The organism is Escherichia coli DSM 30083 = JCM 1649 = ATCC 11775 (assembly GCF_003697165.2).
GTDB classification, from domain to species: Bacteria; Pseudomonadota; Gammaproteobacteria; order Enterobacterales; family Enterobacteriaceae; genus Escherichia; species Escherichia coli.
Genome location: NZ_CP033092.2, coordinates 3,276,750 through 3,299,431, shown reverse-complemented (window position 1 = coordinate 3,299,431; position 22,682 = coordinate 3,276,750). Strand labels below are relative to the sequence as shown.

21 protein-coding genes and 5 tRNA genes are annotated in these 22,682 nt (G+C 50.8%); 25 read left to right on the top strand and 1 reads right to left on the bottom strand.

Translation table 11 applies throughout. From position 1 onward, the window contains the following. Positions 1-163: 163 nt before the first annotated feature. On the bottom strand, positions 164-271 hold the full coding sequence (locus tag EAS44_RS17285) for a hypothetical protein (RefSeq protein ID WP_001305582.1): 108 nt from the start codon (positions 269-271) through the stop codon (positions 164-166). A 380-nt stretch (positions 272-651) separates the two neighbouring features. Here EAS44_RS17285 and sdhC point away from each other — a divergent pair, with 380 nt between their 5' ends. The 25 genes from sdhC to EAS44_RS17155 all read left to right on the top strand — a co-directional run bounded on the left by sdhC (position 652) and on the right by EAS44_RS17155 (position 22,654). Next, positions 652-1,056 (top strand): succinate dehydrogenase cytochrome b556 subunit, encoded by a 405-nt coding sequence (gene sdhC, locus EAS44_RS17280; RefSeq protein WP_000263353.1) that lies wholly within the window; start codon positions 652-654, stop codon positions 1,054-1,056. After that, positions 1,050-1,397 carry a succinate dehydrogenase membrane anchor subunit gene (gene sdhD / locus EAS44_RS17275; RefSeq protein WP_000254365.1) on the top strand — a complete coding sequence of 116 codons (348 nt, stop codon included), beginning with the start codon at positions 1,050-1,052 and terminating at the stop codon, positions 1,395-1,397. Before sdhC ends, sdhD begins: the two co-directional genes overlap by 7 nt. Next, positions 1,397-3,163, top strand: a complete 1,767-nt coding sequence (gene sdhA, locus EAS44_RS17270; RefSeq protein ID WP_000775540.1) for a succinate dehydrogenase flavoprotein subunit — start codon at positions 1,397-1,399, stop codon at positions 3,161-3,163. Before sdhD ends, sdhA begins: the two co-directional genes overlap by 1 nt. Positions 3,164-3,178: 15 nt before the next feature. Next, positions 3,179-3,895, top strand: coding sequence for a succinate dehydrogenase iron-sulfur subunit SdhB (sdhB, locus tag EAS44_RS17265; protein ID WP_001235263.1), 717 nt, complete (start codon positions 3,179-3,181; stop codon positions 3,893-3,895). 360 nt (positions 3,896-4,255) lie between these two features. Beyond that, a complete protein-coding gene (gene sucA, locus EAS44_RS17260; RefSeq protein ID WP_001181473.1) occupies positions 4,256-7,057 on the top strand; it encodes a 2-oxoglutarate dehydrogenase E1 component in 2,802 nt (933 codons plus the stop codon). 14 nt (positions 7,058-7,071) lie between these two features. Beyond that, complete coding sequence (odhB, locus tag EAS44_RS17255) at positions 7,072-8,289, top strand: 2-oxoglutarate dehydrogenase complex dihydrolipoyllysine-residue succinyltransferase (protein ID WP_000099836.1); 1,218 nt, start codon at positions 7,072-7,074, stop codon at positions 8,287-8,289. A 93-nt stretch (positions 8,290-8,382) separates the two neighbouring features. Continuing rightward, positions 8,383-9,549 carry an ADP-forming succinate--CoA ligase subunit beta gene (sucC, locus tag EAS44_RS17250; protein ID WP_001048602.1) on the top strand — a complete coding sequence of 389 codons (1,167 nt, stop codon included), beginning with the start codon at positions 8,383-8,385 and terminating at the stop codon, positions 9,547-9,549. Beyond that, complete coding sequence (gene sucD, locus EAS44_RS17245) at positions 9,549-10,418, top strand: succinate--CoA ligase subunit alpha (RefSeq protein WP_000025458.1); 870 nt, start codon at positions 9,549-9,551, stop codon at positions 10,416-10,418. Before sucC ends, sucD begins: the two co-directional genes overlap by 1 nt. A gap of 239 nt (positions 10,419-10,657) precedes the next feature. Then, on the top strand, positions 10,658-11,773 hold the full coding sequence (locus EAS44_RS17240; protein ID WP_000538732.1) for a tetratricopeptide repeat protein: 1,116 nt from the start codon (positions 10,658-10,660) through the stop codon (positions 11,771-11,773). 1,329 nt (positions 11,774-13,102) lie between these two features. Continuing rightward, positions 13,103-14,671, top strand: a complete 1,569-nt coding sequence (cydA, locus tag EAS44_RS17230; RefSeq protein ID WP_000884361.1) for a cytochrome ubiquinol oxidase subunit I — start codon at positions 13,103-13,105, stop codon at positions 14,669-14,671. A 15-nt stretch (positions 14,672-14,686) separates the two neighbouring features. After that, a complete protein-coding gene (cydB, locus tag EAS44_RS17225; protein WP_000568275.1) occupies positions 14,687-15,826 on the top strand; it encodes a cytochrome d ubiquinol oxidase subunit II in 1,140 nt (379 codons plus the stop codon). A 14-nt stretch (positions 15,827-15,840) separates the two neighbouring features. Beyond that, positions 15,841-15,954, top strand: coding sequence for a cytochrome bd-I oxidase subunit CydX (cydX, locus tag EAS44_RS17220; protein WP_000270282.1), 114 nt, complete (start codon positions 15,841-15,843; stop codon positions 15,952-15,954). Then, complete coding sequence (gene ybgE / locus EAS44_RS17215) at positions 15,954-16,247, top strand: cyd operon protein YbgE (RefSeq protein WP_000034602.1); 294 nt, start codon at positions 15,954-15,956, stop codon at positions 16,245-16,247. Before cydX ends, ybgE begins: the two co-directional genes overlap by 1 nt. 149 nt (positions 16,248-16,396) lie before the next feature. Then, positions 16,397-16,801, top strand: a complete 405-nt coding sequence (gene ybgC, locus EAS44_RS17210; protein ID WP_001098384.1) for a tol-pal system-associated acyl-CoA thioesterase — start codon at positions 16,397-16,399, stop codon at positions 16,799-16,801. Further along, positions 16,798-17,490, top strand: a complete 693-nt coding sequence (gene tolQ / locus EAS44_RS17205) for a Tol-Pal system protein TolQ (protein ID WP_000131310.1) — start codon at positions 16,798-16,800, stop codon at positions 17,488-17,490. Before ybgC ends, tolQ begins: the two co-directional genes overlap by 4 nt. Positions 17,491-17,493: 3 nt before the next feature. Further along, positions 17,494-17,922, top strand: a complete 429-nt coding sequence (gene tolR / locus EAS44_RS17200) for a colicin uptake protein TolR (protein ID WP_000090097.1) — start codon at positions 17,494-17,496, stop codon at positions 17,920-17,922. A 64-nt stretch (positions 17,923-17,986) separates the two neighbouring features. Then, complete coding sequence (gene tolA / locus EAS44_RS17195) at positions 17,987-19,237, top strand: cell envelope integrity protein TolA (protein WP_000030655.1); 1,251 nt, start codon at positions 17,987-17,989, stop codon at positions 19,235-19,237. Positions 19,238-19,369: 132 nt separating this feature from the next. Next, positions 19,370-20,662 carry a Tol-Pal system beta propeller repeat protein TolB gene (tolB, locus tag EAS44_RS17190; protein ID WP_001295307.1) on the top strand — a complete coding sequence of 431 codons (1,293 nt, stop codon included), beginning with the start codon at positions 19,370-19,372 and terminating at the stop codon, positions 20,660-20,662. Positions 20,663-20,696: 34 nt separating this feature from the next. Continuing rightward, positions 20,697-21,218, top strand: a complete 522-nt coding sequence (pal, locus tag EAS44_RS17185) for a peptidoglycan-associated lipoprotein Pal (RefSeq protein ID WP_001295883.1) — start codon at positions 20,697-20,699, stop codon at positions 21,216-21,218. A 9-nt stretch (positions 21,219-21,227) separates the two neighbouring features. Further along, positions 21,228-22,019 carry a cell division protein CpoB gene (cpoB, locus tag EAS44_RS17180; protein WP_000097574.1) on the top strand — a complete coding sequence of 264 codons (792 nt, stop codon included), beginning with the start codon at positions 21,228-21,230 and terminating at the stop codon, positions 22,017-22,019. A 164-nt stretch (positions 22,020-22,183) separates the two neighbouring features. After that, positions 22,184-22,259 (top strand) — tRNA-Lys (locus tag EAS44_RS17175). A gap of 35 nt (positions 22,260-22,294) precedes the next feature. After that, positions 22,295-22,370 (top strand) — tRNA-Val (locus EAS44_RS17170). A gap of 2 nt (positions 22,371-22,372) precedes the next feature. After that, positions 22,373-22,448: transfer RNA gene (locus EAS44_RS17165), tRNA-Lys, on the top strand. A 51-nt stretch (positions 22,449-22,499) separates the two neighbouring features. Beyond that, positions 22,500-22,575, top strand: a tRNA-Val gene (locus tag EAS44_RS17160). 3 nt (positions 22,576-22,578) lie between these two features. After that, positions 22,579-22,654, top strand: a tRNA-Lys gene (locus tag EAS44_RS17155). Positions 22,655-22,682 lie beyond the last annotated feature (28 nt).

The window sequence follows — 22,682 nt, the reverse complement described above, 5'->3', positions numbered from 1 at the left end:
TTAAATTTGCCTTCGCACATCAACCTGGCTTTACCCGTTTGTTATTTGGCTCGCCGCTCTGTGAAAGAGGGGAAAACCTGGGTACAGAGCTCTGGGCGCTTGCAGGTAAAGGATCTATTGATGACGAATAAATGGCGAATCAAGTACTTAGCAATCCGAATTATTAAACTTGTCTACCACTAATAACTGTCCCGAATGAATTGGTCAATACTTCCACACTGTTACATAAGTTAATCTTAGGTGAAATACCGACTTCATAACTTTTACGCATTATATGCTTTTCCTGGTAATGTTTGTAACAACTTTGTTGAATGATTGTCAAATTAGATGATTAAAAATTAAATAAATGTTGTTATCGTGACGCAGATCACTGTTCGGGATAAAACCCGACAAACTATATGTAGGTTAATTGTAATGATTTTGTGAACAGCCTATACTGCCGCCAGGTCTCCGGAACACCCTGCAATCCCGAGCCACCCAGCGTTGTAACGTGTCGTTTTCGCATCTGGAAGCAGTGTTTTGCATGACGCGCAGTTATAGAAAGGACGCTGTCTGACCCGCAAGCAGACCGGAGGAAGGAAATCCCGACGTCTCCTGGTAACAGAAAGTTAACCTCTGTGCCCGTAGTCCCCAGGGAATAATAAGAACAGCATGTGGGCGTTATTCATGATAAGAAATGTGAAAAAACAAAGACCTGTTAATCTGGACCTACAGACCATCCGGTTCCCCGTCACGGCGATAGCGTCCATTCTCCATCGCGTTTCCGGTGTGATCACCTTTGTTGCAGTGGGCATCCTGCTGTGGCTTCTGGGTACCAGCCTCTCTTCCCCTGAAGGTTTCGAGCAAGCTTCCGCGATTATGGGCAGCTTCTTCGTCAAATTTATCATGTGGGGCATCCTTACCGCTCTGGCATATCACGTCGTCGTAGGTATTCGCCACATGATGATGGATTTTGGCTATCTGGAAGAAACATTCGAAGCGGGTAAACGCTCCGCCAAAATCTCCTTTGTTATTACTGTCGTGTTTTCACTTCTCGCAGGAGTCCTCGTATGGTAAGCAACGCCTCCGCATTAGGACGCAATGGCGTACATGATTTCATCCTCGTTCGTGCTACCGCTATCGTCCTGACGCTCTACATCATTTATATGGTCGGTTTTTTCGCTACCAGTGGCGAGCTGACATATGAAGTCTGGATCGGTTTCTTCGCCTCTGCGTTCACCAAAGTGTTCACCCTGCTGGCGCTGTTTTCTATCTTGATCCATGCCTGGATCGGCATGTGGCAGGTGTTGACCGACTACGTTAAACCGCTGGCCTTGCGCCTGATGCTGCAACTGGTGATTGTCGTTGCACTGGTGGTTTACGTGATTTATGGATTCGTTGTGGTGTGGGGTGTGTGATGAAATTGCCAGTCAGAGAATTTGATGCAGTTGTGATTGGTGCTGGCGGCGCAGGTATGCGCGCGGCGCTGCAAATTTCCCAGAGTGGCCAGACCTGTGCGCTGCTCTCTAAAGTCTTCCCGACCCGTTCCCATACCGTTTCTGCGCAAGGTGGTATTACCGTTGCGCTGGGTAATACCCATGAAGATAACTGGGAATGGCATATGTACGACACCGTAAAAGGGTCGGACTATATCGGTGACCAGGACGCGATTGAATATATGTGTAAAACCGGGCCGGAAGCGATTCTGGAACTGGAACATATGGGCCTGCCGTTCTCGCGTCTTGATGATGGTCGTATCTATCAACGTCCGTTTGGCGGTCAGTCGAAAAACTTCGGCGGCGAGCAGGCGGCACGTACTGCGGCGGCTGCCGACCGTACCGGTCACGCACTGTTGCACACGCTTTATCAGCAGAACCTGAAAAACCACACCACCATTTTCTCCGAGTGGTATGCGCTGGATCTGGTGAAAAACCAGGATGGCGCAGTGGTCGGTTGTACCGCACTGTGCATCGAAACTGGTGAAGTGGTTTACTTTAAAGCTCGCGCGACAGTGCTGGCGACTGGCGGGGCAGGGCGTATTTATCAGTCCACCACCAACGCCCACATTAACACTGGCGACGGTGTCGGCATGGCTATCCGTGCAGGCGTACCGGTACAGGATATGGAAATGTGGCAGTTCCACCCGACAGGTATTGCCGGTGCGGGCGTACTGGTCACCGAAGGTTGCCGTGGTGAAGGCGGTTATCTGCTGAACAAACATGGCGAACGCTTTATGGAACGTTATGCGCCGAACGCCAAAGACCTGGCGGGCCGTGACGTGGTGGCGCGTTCCATCATGATCGAAATCCGTGAAGGCCGCGGCTGTGATGGTCCGTGGGGGCCACACGCAAAACTGAAACTTGACCATCTGGGTAAAGAAGTTCTTGAATCCCGTCTGCCGGGTATCCTTGAACTCTCCCGCACCTTCGCTCACGTCGATCCGGTGAAAGAGCCGATTCCGGTTATCCCAACCTGTCACTACATGATGGGCGGTATTCCGACCAAAGTGACCGGTCAGGCGCTGACTGTGAATGAGAAAGGCGAAGATGTGGTTGTTCCGGGGCTATTTGCCGTTGGTGAAATCGCTTGTGTATCGGTACATGGCGCTAACCGTCTGGGCGGCAACTCGCTGCTGGACCTGGTCGTATTTGGTCGTGCGGCAGGTCTGCATCTGCAAGAGTCTATCGCCGAGCAGGGCGCACTGCGCGATGCCAGCGAGTCTGATGTAGAAGCGTCTCTGGATCGCCTGAACCGCTGGAACAATAACCGTAACGGTGAAGATCCGGTGGCGATCCGTAAAGCACTGCAAGAATGTATGCAGCATAACTTCTCGGTCTTCCGTGAAGGTGATGCGATGGCGAAAGGGCTTGAGCAGTTGAAAGTTATCCGCGAGCGTCTGAAAAATGCCCGTCTGGATGACACTTCCAGCGAGTTCAACACCCAGCGCGTTGAGTGCCTGGAACTGGATAACCTGATGGAAACGGCGTATGCAACGGCTGTTTCTGCCAACTTCCGTACCGAAAGCCGTGGCGCGCATAGCCGCTTCGACTTCCCGGATCGCGATGATGAAAACTGGCTGTGCCACTCCCTGTATCTGCCAGAGTCGGAATCCATGACGCGCCGAAGCGTCAACATGGAACCGAAACTGCGCCCGGCATTCCCGCCGAAGATTCGTACTTACTAATGCGGAGACAGGAAAATGAGACTCGAGTTTTCAATTTATCGCTATAACCCGGATGTTGATGATGCTCCGCGTATGCAGGATTACACCCTGGAAGCGGAAGAAGGTCGTGACATGATGCTGCTGGATGCGCTTATCCAGCTGAAAGAGAAAGATCCCAGCCTGTCGTTCCGCCGCTCCTGCCGTGAAGGTGTGTGCGGTTCCGACGGTCTGAACATGAACGGTAAGAATGGTCTGGCCTGTATTACCCCGATTTCGGCACTCAACCAGCCGGGCAAGAAGATTGTGATTCGCCCGCTGCCAGGTTTACCGGTGATCCGCGATTTGGTGGTAGACATGGGACAATTCTATGCGCAATATGAGAAAATTAAGCCTTACCTGTTGAATAATGGACAAAATCCGCCAGCTCGCGAGCATTTACAGATGCCAGAGCAGCGCGAAAAACTCGACGGGTTGTATGAATGTATTCTCTGCGCATGTTGTTCAACCTCTTGTCCGTCTTTCTGGTGGAATCCCGATAAGTTTATCGGCCCGGCAGGCTTGTTAGCGGCATATCGTTTCCTGATCGATAGCCGTGATACCGAGACTGACAGCCGCCTCGACGGTTTGAGCGATGCATTCAGTGTATTCCGCTGTCACAGCATCATGAACTGCGTCAGTGTATGTCCGAAGGGGCTGAACCCGACGCGCGCCATCGGCCATATCAAGTCGATGTTGTTGCAACGTAATGCGTAAACCCAGGCCTGATAAGACGCGCAAGCGTCGCATCAGGCAACCAGTGCCGGATGCGGCGTGAACGCCTTATCCGGCCTACAAAAGAAATGCAGAAACCGTAGGCCTGATAAGACGCGCAAGCGTCGCATCAGGCAAACAGCGCCGGATGCGGCGTGAATGCCTTATCCGGCCTACAAAAGAAATGCAGGAAATCTTTAAAAACTGCCCCTGACACTAAGACAGTTTTTAAAGGTTCCTTAGCGGACGCAGAAAACACGACAAGTCCGCAACAAGTGAACCCCGGCACGCACATCAGATATGAAATGTGCGTGGTAGTATCCACGGCGAAGTAAGCATAAAAAAGATGCTTAAGGGATCACGATGCAGAACAGCGCTTTGAAAGCCTGGTTGGACTCTTCTTACCTCTCTGGCGCAAACCAGAGCTGGATAGAACAGCTCTATGAAGACTTCTTAACCGATCCTGACTCGGTTGACGCTAACTGGCGTTCGACGTTCCAGCAGTTACCTGGTACGGGAGTCAAACCGGATCAATTCCACTCTCAAACGCGTGAATATTTCCGCCGCCTGGCGAAAGACGCTTCACGTTACTCTTCAACGATCTCCGACCCTGACACCAATGTGAAGCAGGTTAAAGTCCTGCAGCTCATTAACGCATACCGCTTCCGTGGTCACCAGCATGCGAATCTCGATCCGCTGGGACTGTGGCAGCAAGATAAAGTGGCCGATCTGGATCCGTCTTTCCACGATCTGACCGAAGCAGACTTCCAGGAGACCTTCAACGTCGGTTCATTTGCCAGCGGCAAAGAAACCATGAAACTCGGCGAACTGCTGGAAGCACTCAAGCAAACCTACTGCGGCCCGATTGGTGCCGAGTATATGCACATTACCAGCACTGAAGAAAAACGCTGGATCCAACAGCGTATTGAGTCTGGTCGCGCGACTTTCAATAGCGAAGAGAAAAAACGCTTCTTAAGCGAACTGACCGCCGCTGAAGGCCTTGAACGTTACCTCGGCGCAAAATTCCCTGGCGCAAAACGCTTCTCGCTGGAAGGCGGTGACGCGTTAATCCCGATGCTTAAAGAGATGATCCGCCACGCTGGCAACAGCGGCACCCGCGAAGTGGTTCTCGGAATGGCGCACCGTGGTCGTCTGAACGTGCTGGTGAACGTGCTGGGTAAAAAACCGCAAGACTTGTTCGACGAGTTTGCCGGTAAACATAAAGAACACCTCGGCACGGGCGACGTGAAATACCACATGGGCTTCTCGTCTGACTTCCAGACCGATGGCGGCCTGGTTCACCTGGCGCTGGCGTTTAACCCGTCTCACCTTGAGATTGTAAGCCCGGTCGTTATCGGTTCTGTTCGTGCCCGTCTGGACAGACTTGATGAGCCGAGCAGCAACAAAGTGCTGCCAATCACCATTCATGGTGACGCCGCAGTGACCGGGCAGGGCGTGGTTCAGGAAACCCTGAACATGTCGAAAGCGCGTGGTTATGAAGTTGGCGGTACGGTACGTATCGTTATCAACAACCAGGTTGGCTTCACCACCTCTAACCCGCTGGATGCCCGTTCGACGCCGTACTGTACTGATATCGGTAAGATGGTTCAGGCACCGATTTTCCACGTTAACGCGGATGATCCGGAAGCCGTTGCCTTTGTTACCCGTCTGGCGCTCGATTTCCGTAACACCTTTAAACGTGATGTCTTCATCGACCTGGTATGCTACCGCCGTCACGGCCACAACGAAGCCGACGAGCCGAGCGCAACCCAGCCGCTGATGTATCAGAAAATCAAAAAACATCCGACGCCGCGCAAAATCTACGCTGACAAGCTGGAGCAGGAAAAAGTCGCGACGCTGGAAGATGCCACCGAGATGGTTAACCTGTACCGCGATGCGCTGGATGCTGGCGATTGCGTTGTAGCAGAGTGGCGTCCGATGAACATGCACTCTTTCACCTGGTCGCCGTACCTCAACCATGAATGGGACGAAGAGTACCCGAACAAAGTTGAGATGAAGCGCCTGCAGGAACTGGCTAAACGCATCAGCACGGTGCCGGAAGCGGTTGAAATGCAGTCTCGCGTTGCCAAGATTTATGGCGATCGCCAGGCGATGGCAGCCGGTGAGAAACTGTTCGACTGGGGCGGCGCGGAAAACCTCGCTTACGCCACGTTGGTTGACGAAGGCATTCCGGTTCGCCTGTCGGGTGAAGACTCCGGTCGCGGTACCTTCTTCCACCGCCACGCGGTGATCCACAACCAGTCTAACGGTTCCACTTACACGCCGCTGCAACATATCCATAACGGCCAGGGCGCGTTCCGCGTCTGGGACTCTGTACTGTCTGAAGAAGCCGTACTGGCGTTTGAATACGGTTATGCCACCGCAGAACCACGCACCCTGACCATCTGGGAAGCACAGTTCGGTGACTTCGCCAACGGTGCACAGGTGGTTATCGACCAGTTCATCTCCTCTGGCGAACAGAAATGGGGCCGGATGTGTGGCCTGGTGATGTTGCTGCCGCACGGTTACGAAGGGCAGGGGCCGGAGCACTCCTCCGCGCGTCTGGAACGTTATCTGCAACTTTGCGCTGAGCAAAACATGCAGGTTTGCGTACCTTCTACCCCGGCACAGGTTTACCACATGCTGCGTCGTCAGGCGTTGCGCGGGATGCGTCGTCCACTGGTCGTGATGTCGCCGAAATCCCTGCTGCGTCATCCGCTGGCGGTATCCAGCCTCGAAGAACTGGCGAACGGCACCTTCCTGCCAGCCATCGGTGAAATCGACGAGCTTGATCCGAAGGGCGTGAAGCGCGTAGTGATGTGTTCTGGTAAGGTTTATTACGACCTGCTGGAACAACGTCGTAAGAACAATCAACACGATGTCGCCATTGTGCGTATCGAGCAACTCTACCCGTTCCCGCATAAAGCGATGCAGGAAGTGTTGCAGCAGTTTGCTCACGTCAAGGATTTTGTCTGGTGCCAGGAAGAGCCGCTCAACCAGGGCGCATGGTACTGCAGCCAGCATCATTTCCGTGAAGTGATTCCGTTTGGGGCTTCTCTGCGTTATGCAGGCCGCCCAGCCTCCGCCTCTCCGGCGGTAGGGTATATGTCCGTTCACCAGAAACAGCAACAAGATCTGGTTAATGACGCGCTGAACGTCGAATAAATAAAGGATACACAATGAGTAGCGTAGATATTCTGGTCCCTGACCTGCCTGAATCCGTAGCCGATGCCACCGTCGCAACCTGGCATAAAAAACCCGGCGACGCAGTCGTACGTGATGAAGTGCTGGTAGAAATCGAAACTGACAAAGTGGTACTGGAAGTACCGGCATCAGCAGACGGCATTCTGGATGCGGTTCTGGAAGATGAAGGTACAACGGTAACGTCTCGTCAGATCCTTGGTCGCCTGCGTGAAGGCAACAGCGCGGGTAAAGAAACCAGCGCCAAATCTGAAGAGAAAGCGTCCACTCCGGCGCAACGCCAGCAGGCGTCTCTGGAAGAGCAAAACAACGATGCGTTAAGCCCGGCGATCCGTCGCCTGCTGGCTGAACATAACCTCGACGCCAGCGCTATTAAAGGCACGGGTGTGGGTGGTCGTCTGACCCGTGAAGATGTGGAAAAACATCTGGCGAAAGCCCCGGCGAAAGAGTCTGCTCCGGCAGCGCCTGCTCCGGCGGCGCAACCGGCCCTGGCTGCACGTAGCGAAAAACGTGTGCCGATGACTCGCCTGCGTAAGCGTGTGGCAGAGCGTCTGCTGGAAGCGAAAAACTCCACCGCCATGCTGACCACGTTCAACGAAGTCAACATGAAGCCGATTATGGATCTGCGTAAGCAGTACGGTGAAGCGTTTGAAAAACGCCACGGCATCCGTCTGGGCTTTATGTCCTTCTACGTGAAAGCGGTGGTTGAAGCCCTGAAACGTTACCCGGAAGTGAATGCGTCTATCGACGGTGATGATGTGGTCTACCACAACTATTTCGACGTCAGTATGGCGGTTTCTACGCCGCGCGGTCTGGTGACGCCGGTTCTGCGTGATGTCGATACCCTCGGCATGGCAGACATCGAGAAGAAAATCAAAGAGCTGGCTGTTAAAGGCCGTGACGGCAAGCTGACGGTTGAAGATCTGACCGGTGGTAACTTCACCATCACCAACGGTGGTGTGTTCGGTTCCCTGATGTCAACGCCTATCATCAACCCACCGCAGAGCGCAATTCTGGGTATGCACGCTATCAAAGATCGTCCGATGGCAGTGAATGGTCAGGTTGAGATCCTGCCGATGATGTACCTGGCGCTGTCCTACGATCACCGTTTGATCGATGGTCGCGAATCCGTGGGCTTCCTTGTAACGATCAAAGAGTTGCTGGAAGATCCGACGCGTCTGCTGCTGGACGTGTAGTAGTTTAAGCTTCACCTGCACTGTAGACCGACGTGGATAGGGTGTCGGTCTACGGTTTAAAAGATAACGATTACTGAAGGATGGACAGAACACATGAACTTACATGAATATCAGGCAAAACAACTTTTTGCCCGCTATGGCTTACCAGCACCGGTGGGTTATGCCTGTACTACTCCGCGCGAAGCAGAAGAAGCCGCTTCAAAAATCGGTGCCGGTCCGTGGGTAGTGAAATGTCAGGTTCACGCTGGTGGCCGCGGTAAAGCGGGCGGTGTGAAAGTTGTAAACAGCAAAGAAGACATCCGTGCTTTTGCAGAAAACTGGCTGGGCAAGCGTCTGGTAACGTATCAAACAGATGCCAATGGCCAACCGGTTAACCAGATTCTGGTTGAAGCAGCGACCGATATCGCTAAAGAGCTGTATCTCGGTGCCGTTGTTGACCGTAGTTCCCGTCGCGTGGTCTTTATGGCCTCCACCGAAGGCGGCGTGGAAATTGAAAAAGTGGCGGAAGAAACTCCGCACCTGATCCACAAAGTTGCGCTTGATCCGCTGACTGGCCCGATGCCGTATCAGGGACGCGAACTGGCGTTTAAACTGGGTCTGGAAGGTAAACTGGTTCAGCAGTTCACCAAAATCTTCATGGGTCTGGCGACCATTTTCCTGGAGCGCGACCTGGCGCTGATCGAAATCAACCCGCTGGTTATTACCAAACAGGGCGATCTGATTTGCCTCGACGGCAAACTGGGCGCTGATGGCAACGCACTGTTCCGCCAGCCTGATCTGCGTGAAATGCGTGACCAGTCGCAGGAAGATCCGCGTGAAGCACAGGCTGCACAGTGGGAACTGAACTACGTTGCGCTGGACGGTAACATCGGTTGTATGGTTAACGGCGCAGGTCTGGCAATGGGTACGATGGACATCGTTAAACTGCACGGCGGCGAACCGGCTAACTTCCTGGACGTTGGCGGCGGCGCAACCAAAGAACGTGTAACCGAAGCGTTCAAAATCATCCTCTCTGACGACAAAGTGAAAGCTGTTCTGGTTAACATCTTCGGCGGTATCGTTCGTTGCGACCTGATCGCTGACGGTATCATCGGCGCGGTAGCGGAAGTGGGTGTTAACGTACCGGTCGTGGTACGTCTGGAAGGTAACAACGCCGAACTCGGTGCGAAGAAACTGGCTGACAGCGGCCTGAATATTATTGCAGCAAAAGGTCTGACGGATGCAGCTCAGCAGGTTGTTGCCGCAGTGGAGGGGAAATAATGTCCATTTTAATTGATAAAAACACCAAGGTTATCTGCCAGGGCTTTACCGGTAGCCAGGGGACTTTCCACTCAGAACAGGCTATTGCATACGGCACTAAAATGGTTGGCGGCGTAACCCCAGGTAAAGGCGGCACCACCCACCTCGGCCTGCCGGTGTTCAACACCGTGCGTGAAGCTGTTGCTGCTACTGGCGCTACCGCTTCTGTTATCTACGTACCAGCACCGTTCTGCAAAGACTCCATTCTGGAAGCCATCGATGCAGGCATCAAACTGATTATCACCATCACTGAAGGCATCCCGACGCTGGATATGCTGACCGTGAAAGTGAAACTGGATGAAGCAGGCGTTCGTATGATCGGCCCGAACTGCCCAGGCGTTATCACCCCGGGGGAATGCAAAATCGGTATCCAGCCGGGTCACATTCACAAACCAGGTAAAGTGGGTATCGTTTCCCGTTCCGGTACGCTGACCTATGAAGCGGTTAAACAGACCACGGATTACGGTTTCGGTCAGTCGACCTGTGTTGGTATCGGCGGCGACCCGATCCCTGGCTCTAACTTTATCGATATCCTCGAAATGTTCGAAAAAGATCCGCAGACCGAAGCGATCGTGATGATCGGTGAGATCGGCGGTAGCGCTGAAGAAGAAGCAGCGGCGTACATCAAGGAACACGTTACCAAGCCAGTTGTGGGTTACATCGCTGGTGTGACTGCGCCGAAAGGCAAACGTATGGGTCACGCAGGTGCGATCATTGCCGGTGGTAAAGGGACTGCGGATGAGAAATTCGCTGCTCTGGAAGCCGCAGGCGTGAAAACCGTTCGCAGCCTGGCGGATATCGGTGAAGCACTGAAAACTGTTCTGAAATAAATATCTGTAATAAGAAATAGCCCTCGCCGCTTCCCCCTACAGGAAGGGCGAAGGGCTGTCGGTTTCGACATGGTTGGCCATCTTATGATGGCCTTTTTTATTCGGGCACTAATCTGAAAAGTTTGCCCACTGCTTTTCTCCCATCCTCTGCGCAATAATGCCCGGCAAAATATCCCCTCTCCGTTCTGTAAAAGCATTTATACAAGAAGAAAATTGTTCTGCCGGTTGCTCTGGCCCTGATGGGTGTAAATTCGGACGTTTATGCGGCCGATGTAAATATCGATATTTTAAGTGCGACAGTGAAAGATAAACGCATTGAGGGAGTATCGGTGACGCTGCAACGCAATGGCGCACAATCTGTTTCTGGAACCACAAATGCATCGGGCAGCGTTAATCTGGGTTCTACATTTGCTGATGATCAAGATGCTTTATTGATCGTCAAAAAAGAGGGCTATTCTAATCTGGTGGTCAAATGTTCGTGTGCTGGCATGACTTATGCGATTAGTCCGGCAATGACTAGTCTGGATGGCATGCGTGTAGTTTTGAGCTGGGGCGAAAAGCCTTTTGATCTTGATTCACATTTGATCTTCCCTGGCGGACATATCTATTTTGATAGTAAAGAGGGGACTGATGCTAATCTGGATGTTGATGATACGGATAGCTATGGATCAGAAACTGTCACTATCAGCAAAAAGCATTTTGGCGAAAGTTACATCTATGCCGTGCAGGACTATAGCAACAAAGGGTTGCCCAACAGTAATTATCTCTCTGCCAGTAAGGCAAAAGTGTTTGTTTATGTAGGGAGCTCCCTGGTGCGTAGTTATAGTGTCCCTGCTGGAAAACGAGGGAACATCTGGACCGTGTTTAAACTCAATCCAAACGGCGAGTTTGAAGATATCAACTCTGTTACCAGCGCCAATTTTAACGACACCACATTAGGCGTCAGGGATTTAGCCACTGTGATAATGCCTGCGACGGGTTCTTCAACTCCGGCTTCACCTGCGATGCAAAACAGTGGAGATACTCAACTGGCAAGAAAATATAATCGTGAAGGCGAAGCTGTTTACAAAACCGGTCAACTTGAGCAAGCCATTCAACTCTTCCAACAGGCAACAGAATTAGACGGCAATTACGGACAGGCATTTAGTAACCTGGGGCTGGCGTATCAGAAAAATGGCAACATCGCGGAAGCAATTTGGGCAAATCGTAAAGCGATCTCGTTAGCCAGTGGAGCAAATGCGGCGACAACGCGCGCTAACTCCTATTATAACATTGCCAAAATTTATGAAACTGCTGGACAGGACGCTGATGCATTGCAGCATTATCAACTCGCTCTTCACGATGCCATTTTATAAAAATGAAAGTGGAATCATATTTTTTAATTTTATATGCTTGCTTGTTTTTCTGGTCAAGTTATCCATCATTCACTGTTTTATTATCTTAAGGATGATGGAAATAAAAGGTTTTTTAATGATAATAAAACATATTCTTATGTTATTTAATCACGAATTTTTTAATATGATTATGTATCAATACGTTATATTACCCGATGTGCTACTGAATTATCGACTATTACTTTAATATTTAGTGATCGTAAACATGGTTCTCCAGATTACTAAATTTCTGGCATCTTACAATATCATCATCTTCAAATAGTTAAATTAAGATTATGGCACTGCCAAAACAGATAAATTGAAGCAGTCTGGTAGATATTGCAGAACAACCTTGATTCCAACGGCGAAATCATGTTTATCCTCCAGGTTGCCGCCCATATGGAGCTGAATATCATTCAGTCCACGCTTGATGAGTTGATATCGCTATATCCATAGACAGGGTAGCTTTTTACACGAGAGTGTCCGGTGTTTTCTAACGGCTGGCAATCATTCCGTTTTGTTGTTTCGTATCACTGCTATAACAATTTCTCTTGAATTTCAATCTTTGAGCGAATCATTGAATACAGATCGGGAAATATTAATACCATATATATTTTATTTTGAAAATCCTTGTTCCATCTGACTATACCTAAGGTATCTATTTCTTCTTGTGATTATTACCAATGAAACAATAAGTGACGGATTTACAGTACGTTGCTCATAAAGACAACAATCAATTAACGTTGATAAAAATATGTTATGTAAAATGGCAATAAAGTAGCTACTCTAACTAATTAGTATTATAAAAAGTCGATAAAGCGGCTCTGTTAAATAAAATACTGGTTTTTTATCTATATATTTCCATGTGGGTAATTTTACTGTGCTATTTTGTTACAATAAATTAACAATAAAGTTACCAGTGGCTCATGATTCACACATAATTAACATATGTGGTTGATTTTGATATAAATCAATTTTTAATTCTTGAAAAAAATCTGCAAAACACGATAAATTGTTGTAGATCAAATTGGTGAGATCGTGACAATTTCGCTATAAATTGATCACTGTCGAAAAATGCAAATTTGCTCAATAAAAACCTGTTTATTGTAAGGATTTTGCGGCGTAATATAATTACGGGATCAATTTGGTTTATTCATTAACACATTTGTAACTTTTTTATCATTGTCTTTTCCTCTTTTGATGAAATGGCAACGATAGAGGCGAGCAAATAATTTTGTATTGGGGCATGCGTGTGACCCTTTCTAACGGGGTTCACTCTCGGAGTCTTCATGCGATGAGCAAGGAGTCATGATGTTAGATATAGTCGAACTGTCGCGCTTACAGTTTGCCTTGACCGCGATGTACCACTTCCTTTTTGTGCCACTGACGCTCGGTATGGCGTTCCTGCTGGCCATTATGGAAACGGTCTACGTCCTTTCCGGCAAACAGATTTATAAAGATATGACCAAGTTCTGGGGCAAGTTGTTTGGTATCAACTTTGCTCTGGGTGTGGCTACCGGTCTGACCATGGAGTTCCAGTTCGGGACTAACTGGTCTTACTATTCCCACTATGTAGGGGATATCTTCGGTGCGCCGCTGGCAATCGAAGGTCTGATGGCCTTCTTCCTCGAATCCACCTTTGTAGGTCTGTTCTTCTTCGGTTGGGATCGTCTGGGTAAAGTTCAGCATATGTGTGTCACCTGGCTGGTGGCGCTCGGTTCAAACCTGTCCGCACTGTGGATTCTGGTTGCAAACGGCTGGATGCAAAACCCAATCGCGTCCGATTTCAACTTTGAAACTATGCGTATGGAGATGGTGAGCTTCTCCGAGCTGGTGCTTAACCCGGTTGCTCAGGTGAAATTCGTTCACACCGTAGCTTCTGGTTATGTGACTGGCGCAATGTTCATCCTCGGTATCAGCGCATGGTATATGCTGAAAGGTCGTGACTTCGCCTTCGCTAAACGCTCCTTTGCTATCGCTGCCAGCTTCGGTATGGCTGCCGTTCTGTCTGTTATTGTTCTGGGTGATGAATCCGGCTACGAAATGGGCGACGTGCAGAAAACCAAACTGGCTGCTATCGAAGCCGAGTGGGAAACGCAACCTGCACCTGCTGCCTTTACTCTGTTCGGCATTCCTGATCAGGAAGAGGAAACGAACAAATTTGCGATCCAGATCCCTTACGCGCTGGGCATCATTGCAACGCGTTCCGTGGATACTCCAGTTATCGGTCTGAAAGAACTGATGGTGCAGCATGAAGAACGCATTCGTAACGGGATGAAGGCGTACTCTCTGCTCGAACAACTGCGTTCTGGTTCTACTGACCAGGCCGTTCGTGACCAGTTCAATAGCATGAAGAAAGATCTCGGTTACGGTCTGCTGCTGAAACGCTATACGCCAAACGTGGCTGATGCGACTGAAGCTCAGATTCAACAGGCAACCAAAGACTCCATTCCGCGTGTAGCGCCGCTGTACTTTGCGTTCCGTATCATGGTGGCGTGTGGCTTCCTGCTGCTGGCAATCATCGCGCTCTCTTTCTGGAGTGTCATCCGCAACCGCATTGGCGAGAAAAAATGGCTGCTGCGCGCCGCGCTGTACGGTATTCCGCTGCCGTGGATTGCTGTAGAAGCGGGCTGGTTCGTGGCTGAATATGGCCGCCAACCGTGGGCTATCGGTGAAGTGCTGCCGACAGCTGTGGCGAACTCGTCACTGACCGCAGGCGATCTCATCTTCTCGATGGTGCTGATTTGCGGCCTGTATACCCTGTTCCTGGTGGCAGAATTGTTCTTAATGTTCAAGTTTGCACGCCTCGGCCCAAGCAGCCTGAAAACCGGTCGCTATCACTTTGAGCAGTCTTCCACGACTACTCAGCCGGCACGCTAAGACAGGAGTCGTCAAATGATCGATTATGAAGTATTGCGTTTTATCTGGTGGCTGCTGGTTGGCGTTCTGCTGATTGGTTTTGCAGTCACTGACGGTTTCGACATGGGGGTGGGCATGCTCACCCGTTTCCTCGGTCGTAACGACACCGAGCGTCGAATTATGATTAACTCCATCGCACCACACTGGGACGGTAACCAGGTTTGGCTGATCACCGCAGGCGGCGCACTGTTTGCTGCCTGGCCGATGGTCTATGCCGCTGCGTTCTCCGGCTTCTATGTGGCGATGATCCTCGTGCTGGCGTCTTTGTTCTTCCGTCCGGTCGGTTTTGACTACCGCTCCAAGATTGAAGAAACCCGCTGGCGTAACATGTGGGACTGGGGCATCTTCATTGGTAGCTTCGTTCCGCCGCTGGTGATTGGTGTAGCGTTCGGTAACCTGTTGCAGGGCGTACCATTCAACGTTGATGAATATCTGCGTCTGTACTACACCGGTAACTTCTTCCAGCTGCTTAACCCGTTCGGCCTGCTGGCAGGTGTGGTGAGCGTAGGGATGATCATTACTCAGGGCGCAACCTATCTGCAAATGCGTACCGTGGGCGAACTGCACCTGCGTACCCGTGCAACGGCTCAGGTGGCGGCACTGGTGACGCTGGTCTGCTTCGCACTGGCTGGCGTATGGGTGATGTACGGTATCGATGGTTATGTCGTGAAATCGACAATGGACCATTACGCAGCCTCTAACCCGCTGAATAAAGAAGTGGTTCGTGAAGCTGGCGCATGGCTGGTTAACTTCAACAACACGCCAATTCTGTGGGCTATTCCGGCACTGGGTGTGGTTCTGCCGCTGCTGACCATCCTGACTGCACGTATGGATAAAGCCGCGTGGGCGTTTGTATTCTCCTCCCTGACGCTGGCCTGCATCATCCTGACTGCCGGTATCGCAATGTTCCCGTTTGTGATGCCGTCCAGCACCATGATGAACGCAAGTCTGACAATGTGGGATGCAACTTCCAGCCAGCTGACGCTTAACGTCATGACCTGGGTTGCGGTGGTTCTGGTACCGATCATTCTGCTCTACACCGCCTGGTGTTACTGGAAAATGTTCGGTCGTATCACCAAAGAAGATATTGAACGTAACACCCACTCTCTGTACTAAGTAAGGAGCTAAAAATGTGGTATTTCGCATGGATTCTGGGAACGCTTCTTGCCTGTTCGTTTGGGGTAATCACCGCGCTGGCGCTTGAGCACGTCGAATCAGGCAAAGCCGGTCAAGAAGACATCTGATGAGTAAGATTATCGCAACCTTGTATGCGGTAATGGACAAGCGCCCCCTGCGGGCGCTTTCCTTCGTGATGGCACTTCTGTTAGCAGGATGTATGTTTTGGGACCCATCACGTTTCGCCGCGAAGACCAGTGAACTGGAAATCTGGCATGGCTTACTGCTTATGTGGGCCGTCTGTGCTGGTGTGATTCACGGCGTGGGCTTTCGTCCGCAGAAGGTTCTCTGGCAAGGGATTTTTTGCCCATTGCTTGCCGATATTGTTCTCATTGTCGGGCTGATTTTCTTCTTCTTTTAAATCAGAATTCTCTTTAAAAATTTATGGGCCGAGTCAGGCCCATAAATTTTTACGCTCCCTTAACTTGCCCTCATTCCCAAACCTCAATCGCGCGCGTATAGTAGCAGCGTTTAAAAGCTCTAACTTTTGTTGCATTACCGGGATGTAAAGTGAATACAACGCTGTTTCGATGGCCGGTTCGCGTCTACTATGAAGATACCGATGCCGGTGGTGTGGTGTACCACGCCAGTTACGTCGCTTTTTATGAAAGAGCACGCACAGAGATGCTGCGTCATCATCATTTCAGTCAACAGGCGCTGATGGCTGAACGCGTTGCCTTTGTGGTACGTAAAATGACGGTGGAATATTACGCACCTGCGCGGCTCGACGATATGCTCGAAATACAGACTGAAATAACATCAATGCGTGGCACCTCTTTGGTTTTCACGCAACGTATTGTCAACGCCGAGAATACTTTGTTGAATGAAGCAGAGGTTCTGGTTGTTTGCGTTGACCCACTCAAAATGAAGCCTCGTGCGCTTCCCAAGTCTATTGTCGCGGAGTTTAAGCAGTGACTGACATGAATATCCTTGATTTGTTCCTGAAGGCTAGCCTTCTGGTTAAACTTATCATGTTGATTTTGATTGGTTTTTCAATCGCATCCTGGGCCATTATTATCCAGCGGACCCGTATTCTTAACGCAGCGGCGCGCGAAGCCGAAGCGTTTGAAGATAAATTCTGGTCTGGAATCGAACTCTCTCGCCTCTATCAAGAGAGCCAGGGGAAACGGGATAATCTGAGCGGTTCGGAACAAATCTTTTACAGCGGCTTCAAAGAGTTTGTGCGCCTGCATCGTGCCAATAGCCATGCGCCGGAAGCCGTAGTGGAAGGGGCGTCGCGTGCGATGCGTATTTCCATGAATCGTGAACTTGAAAATCTGGAAACGCACATTCCGTTCCTCGGTACGGTTGGCTCCATCAGCCCGTATATTGGTCTGTTTGGTACGGTCTGGGGGATCATGCACGCCTTTATCGCCCTCGGGGCGGTAAAACAAGCAACACTGCAAATGGTTGCGCCCGGTATCGCAGAAGCGTTGATTGCGACGGCAATTGGTTTGTTCGCCGCAATTCCGGCGGTAATGGCTTATAACCGCCTAAACCAGCGCGTAAACAAACTGGAACTGAATTACGACAACTTTATGGAAGAGTTTACCGCGATTCTGCACCGCCAGGCGTTTACCGTTAGCGAGAGCAACAAGGGGTAAGCCATGGCCAGAGCGCGTGGACGAGGTCGTCGCGATCTCAAGTCCGAAATCAACATTGTACCGTTGCTGGACGTACTGCTGGTGCTGTTGCTGATCTTTATGGCGACAGCGCCCATCATCACCCAGAGCGTGGAGGTCGATCTGCCAGACGCTACTGAATCACAGGCGGTGAGCAGTAACGATAATCCGCCAGTGATTGTTGAAGTGTCTGGTATTGGTCAGTACACCGTGGTGGTTGAGAAAGATCGTCTGGAGCGTTTACCACCAGAGCAGGTGGTGGCGGAAGTGTCCAGCCGTTTCAAGGCCAACCCGAAAACGGTCTTTCTGATCGGTGGCGCAAAAGATGTGCCTTACGATGAAATAATTAAAGCACTGAACTTGTTACATAGTGCGGGTGTGAAATCGGTTGGTTTAATGACGCAGCCTATCTAAACATCTGCGTTTCCCTTGCTTGAAAGAGAGCGGGTAACAGGCGAACAGTTTTTGGAAACCGAGAGTGTCAAAGGCAACCGAACAAAACGACAAGCTCAAGCGGGCGATAATTATTTCAGCAGTGCTGCATGTCATCTTATTTGCGGCGCTGATCTGGAGTTCGTTCGATGAGAATATAGAAGCTTCAGCCGGAGGCGGCGGTGGTTCGTCCATCGACGCTGTCATGGTTGATTCAGGTGCGGTAGTTGAGCAGTACAAACGTATGCAAAGCCAGGAATCAAGCGCGAAGCGTTCTGATGAGCAGCGCAAGATGAAGGAGCAGCAGGCTGCTGAAGAACTGCGTGAGAAACAAGCGGCTGAACAGGAACGCCTGAAGCAACTTGAGAAAGAGCGGTTAGCGGCTCAGGAGCAGAAAAAGCAGGCTGAAGAAGCCGCAAAACAGGCCGAGTTAAAGCAGAAGCAAGCGGAAGAGGCGGCAGCGAAAGCGGCGGCAGATGCTAAAGCGAAGGCCGAAGCGGATGCTAAAGCTGCGGAAGAAGCAGCGAAGAAAGCGGCGGCAGACGCGAAGAAAAAAGCAGAAGCAGAAGCCGCCAAAGCCGCAGTCGAAGCGCAGAAAAAAGCCGAGGCTGCTGCTGCGGCGCTGAAGAAGAAAGCTGAAGCGGCAGAAGCAGCTGCAGCTGAAGCAAGAAAGAAAGCGGCAACCGAAGCTGCTGAAAAAGCCAAGGCAGAAGCTGAGAAGAAAGCGGCTGCTGAAAAGGCTGCAGCTGATAAGAAAGCGGCAGCCGACAAAAAAGCAGCAGAAAAAGCGGCTGCTGAAAAGGCAGCAGCTGATAAGAAAGCAGCGGCAGAAAAAGCCGCCGCAGACAAAAAAGCGGCAGCGGCAAAAGCAGCAGCTGAAAAAGCCGCTGCAGCAAAAGCTGCCGCAGAGGCAGATGATATTTTCGGTGAGCTAAGCTCTGGTAAGAATGCACCGAAAACGGGGGGAGGGGCGAAAGGGAACAATGCTTCGCCTGCCGGGAGTGGTAATACTAAAAACAATGGCGCATCAGGGGCCGATATCAATAACTATGCCGGGCAGATTAAATCTGCTATCGAAAGTAAGTTCTATGACGCATCGTCCTATGCAGGCAAAACCTGTACGCTGCGCATAAAACTGGCACCCGATGGTATGTTACTGGATATCAAACCTGAAGGTGGCGATCCCGCACTTTGTCAAGCTGCGTTGGCAGCAGCTAAACTTGCGAAGATCCCGAAACCACCAAGCCAGGCAGTATATGAAGTGTTCAAAAACGCGCCATTGGACTTCAAACCGTAATCGCGATGTTGACTGTTCCGACGGTCAACATCAGGCACCGGTTGCCACGGGGTTCTGGTAGTTTTGTGTATTTTAGTTTGTTAACATTCTGCTAAATTATCGTGGGCCATCGGTCCAGATAAGGGAGATATGATGAAGCAGGCATTACGAGTAGCATTTGGTTTTCTCATACTGTGGGCATCAGTTCTGCATGCTGAAGTCCGCATTGTGATCGACAGCGGTGTAGATTCCGGTCGTCCTATTGGTGTTGTTCCTTTCCAGTGGGCGGGGCCTGGTGCGGCACCTGAAGATATTGGCGGCATCGTTGCTGCTGACTTGCGTAACAGCGGTAAATTTAATCCGTTAGATCGTGCTCGTCTGCCACAGCAGCCGGGTAGTGCGCAGGAAGTACAACCAGCTGCATGGTCCGCGCTGGGCATTGACGCTGTGGTTGTCGGTCAGGTCACTCCGAATCCGGATGGTTCTTACAATGTCGCTTATCAACTTGTTGACACTGGCGGCGCACCGGGTACTGTACTTGCTCAGAACTCGTACAAAGTGAACAAGCAGTGGCTGCGTTATGCTGGTCATACCGCCAGTGACGAAGTATTTGAAAAACTGACCGGTATTAAAGGTGCGTTCCGTACCCGTATTGCCTACGTTGTTCAGACTAACGGCGGTCAGTTCCCGTATGAACTGCGCGTATCTGACTATGACGGTTACAACCAGTTTGTCGTTCACCGTTCACCGCAACCGCTGATGTCTCCGGCGTGGTCACCAGACGGTTCTAAACTGGCTTATGTGACCTTCGAAAGCGGTCGTTCCGCGCTGGTTATTCAGACGCTGGCAAATGGCGCTGTACGTCAGGTGGCTTCATTCCCGCGTCACAACGGTGCACCTGCATTCTCGCCAGACGGCAGCAAACTGGCATTCGCCTTGTCGAAAACCGGTAGCCTGAACCTGTACGTAATGGATTTGGCTTCTGGTCAGATCCGCCAGGTAACTGATGGTCGCAGTAACAATACCGAACCGACCTGGTTCCCGGACAGCCAGAACCTGGCATTTACTTCTGACCAGGCCGGTCGTCCGCAGGTTTATAAAGTGAATATCAACGGCGGTGCGCCACAACGTATTACCTGGGAAGGTTCGCAGAACCAGGATGCGGATGTCAGCAGCGACGGTAAATTTATGGTAATGGTCAGCTCCAACGGTGGGCAGCAGCACATTGCCAAACAAGATCTGGCAACGGGAGGCGTACAAGTTCTGTCGTCCACGTTCCTGGATGAAACGCCAAGTCTGGCACCTAACGGCACTATGGTAATCTACAGCTCTTCTCAGGGGATGGGATCCGTGCTGAATTTGGTTTCTACAGATGGGCGTTTCAAAGCGCGTCTTCCGGCAACTGATGGACAGGTCAAATTCCCTGCCTGGTCGCCGTATCTGTGATAATAATTAATTGAATAGTAAAGGAATCATTGAAATGCAACTGAACAAAGTGCTGAAAGGGCTGATGATTGCTCTGCCTGTTATGGCAATTGCGGCATGTTCTTCCAACAAGAACGCCAGCAATGACGGCAGCGAAGGCATGCTGGGTGCCGGCACTGGTATGGATGCGAACGGCGGCAACGGCAACATGTCTTCCGAAGAGCAGGCTCGTCTGCAAATGCAACAGCTGCAGCAGAACAACATCGTTTACTTCGATCTGGACAAGTACGATATCCGTTCTGACTTCGCTCAAATGCTGGATGCACACGCCAACTTCCTGCGTAGCAACCCGTCTTACAAAGTCACCGTAGAAGGTCACGCGGACGAACGTGGTACTCCGGAATACAACATCTCCCTGGGTGAACGTCGTGCGAACGCTGTTAAGATGTATCTGCAGGGTAAAGGCGTTTCTGCTGACCAGATCTCCATCGTTTCTTACGGTAAAGAAAAACCTGCAGTACTGGGTCATGACGAAGCGGCGTATGCCAAAAACCGTCGTGCGGTACTGGTTTACTAAGAGAATTGCATGAGCAGTAACTTCAGACATCAACTATTGAGTCTGTCGTTACTGGTTGGTATAGCGGCCCCCTGGGCCGCTTTTGCTCAGGCACCAATCAGTAGTGTCGGCTCAGGCTCGGTCGAAGACCGCGTCACTCAACTTGAGCGTATTTCTAATGCTCACAGCCAGCTTTTAACCCAACTCCAGCAACAACTCTCTGATAATCAATCCGATATTGATTCCCTGCGTGGTCAGATTCAGGAAAATCAGTATCAACTGAATCAGGTCGTGGAGCGGCAAAAGCAGATCCTGTTGCAGATCGACAGCCTCAGCAGCGGTGGTGCAGCGGCGCAATCAACCAGCGGCGATCAAAGCGGTGTGGCGGCATCAACGACGCCGACAGCTGATGCTGGTACTGCGAATGCTGGCGCGCCGGTGAAAAGCGGTGATGCAAACACGGATTACAATGCAGCTATTGCGCTGGTGCAGGATAAATCCCGCCAGGATGACGCAATGGTGGCATTTCAGAATTTCATCAAAAATTACCCTGATTCAACTTACCTGCCAAACGCCAATTATTGGCTGGGTCAGTTAAACTACAACAAGGGTAAAAAAGATGATGCGGCGTATTATTTTGCTTCGGTAGTGAAAAACTATCCGAAGTCACCGAAGGCTGCAGATGCGATGTTTAAAGTCGGCGTCATCATGCAGGACAAAGGTGACACCGCAAAAGCGAAAGCCGTATACCAGCAGGTTATCAGTAAATACCCTGGTACTGATGGCGCTAAACAGGCGCAAAAACGTCTGAACGCGATGTAATGCATAACACACGACCAGAAGTCGCATTATTTCTGGTCGTGTCGTGCGAATCATAAGCAGTTGAGTGATCTACATCGAAATTTTTGTTGCGCTCAAGTCTGAAATCAGTAATATATGCCGCCGTTGCCACGGGATATCAAACAAACCGAAAGCAACGAAAAAGTGGGTCGTTAGCTCAGTTGGTAGAGCAGTTGACTTTTAATCAATTGGTCGCAGGTTCGAATCCTGCACGACCCACCACTAACATAGTTAGTTGTAGTATCCAGCGTAGTATCGGGTGATTAGCTCAGCTGGGAGAGCACCTCCCTTACAAGGAGGGGGTCGGCGGTTCGATCCCGTCATCACCCACCACCGGGTCGTTAGCTCAGTTGGTAGAGCAGTTGACTTTTAATCAATTGGTCGCAGGTTCGAATCCTGCACGACCCACCACTGATTACGGTGGGTTCGGTGGAAGTAGTTTGTAGTATCCAGCGCAGTATCGGGTGATTAGCTCAGCTGGGAGAGCACCTCCCTTACAAGGAGGGGGTCGGCGGTTCGATCCCGTCATCACCCACCACTCGGGTCGTTAGCTCAGTTGGTAGAGCAGTTGACTTTTAATCAATTGGTCGCAGGTTCGAATCCTGCACGACCCACCAATTTTAAACATTGGTTCCGAGTAGAAAT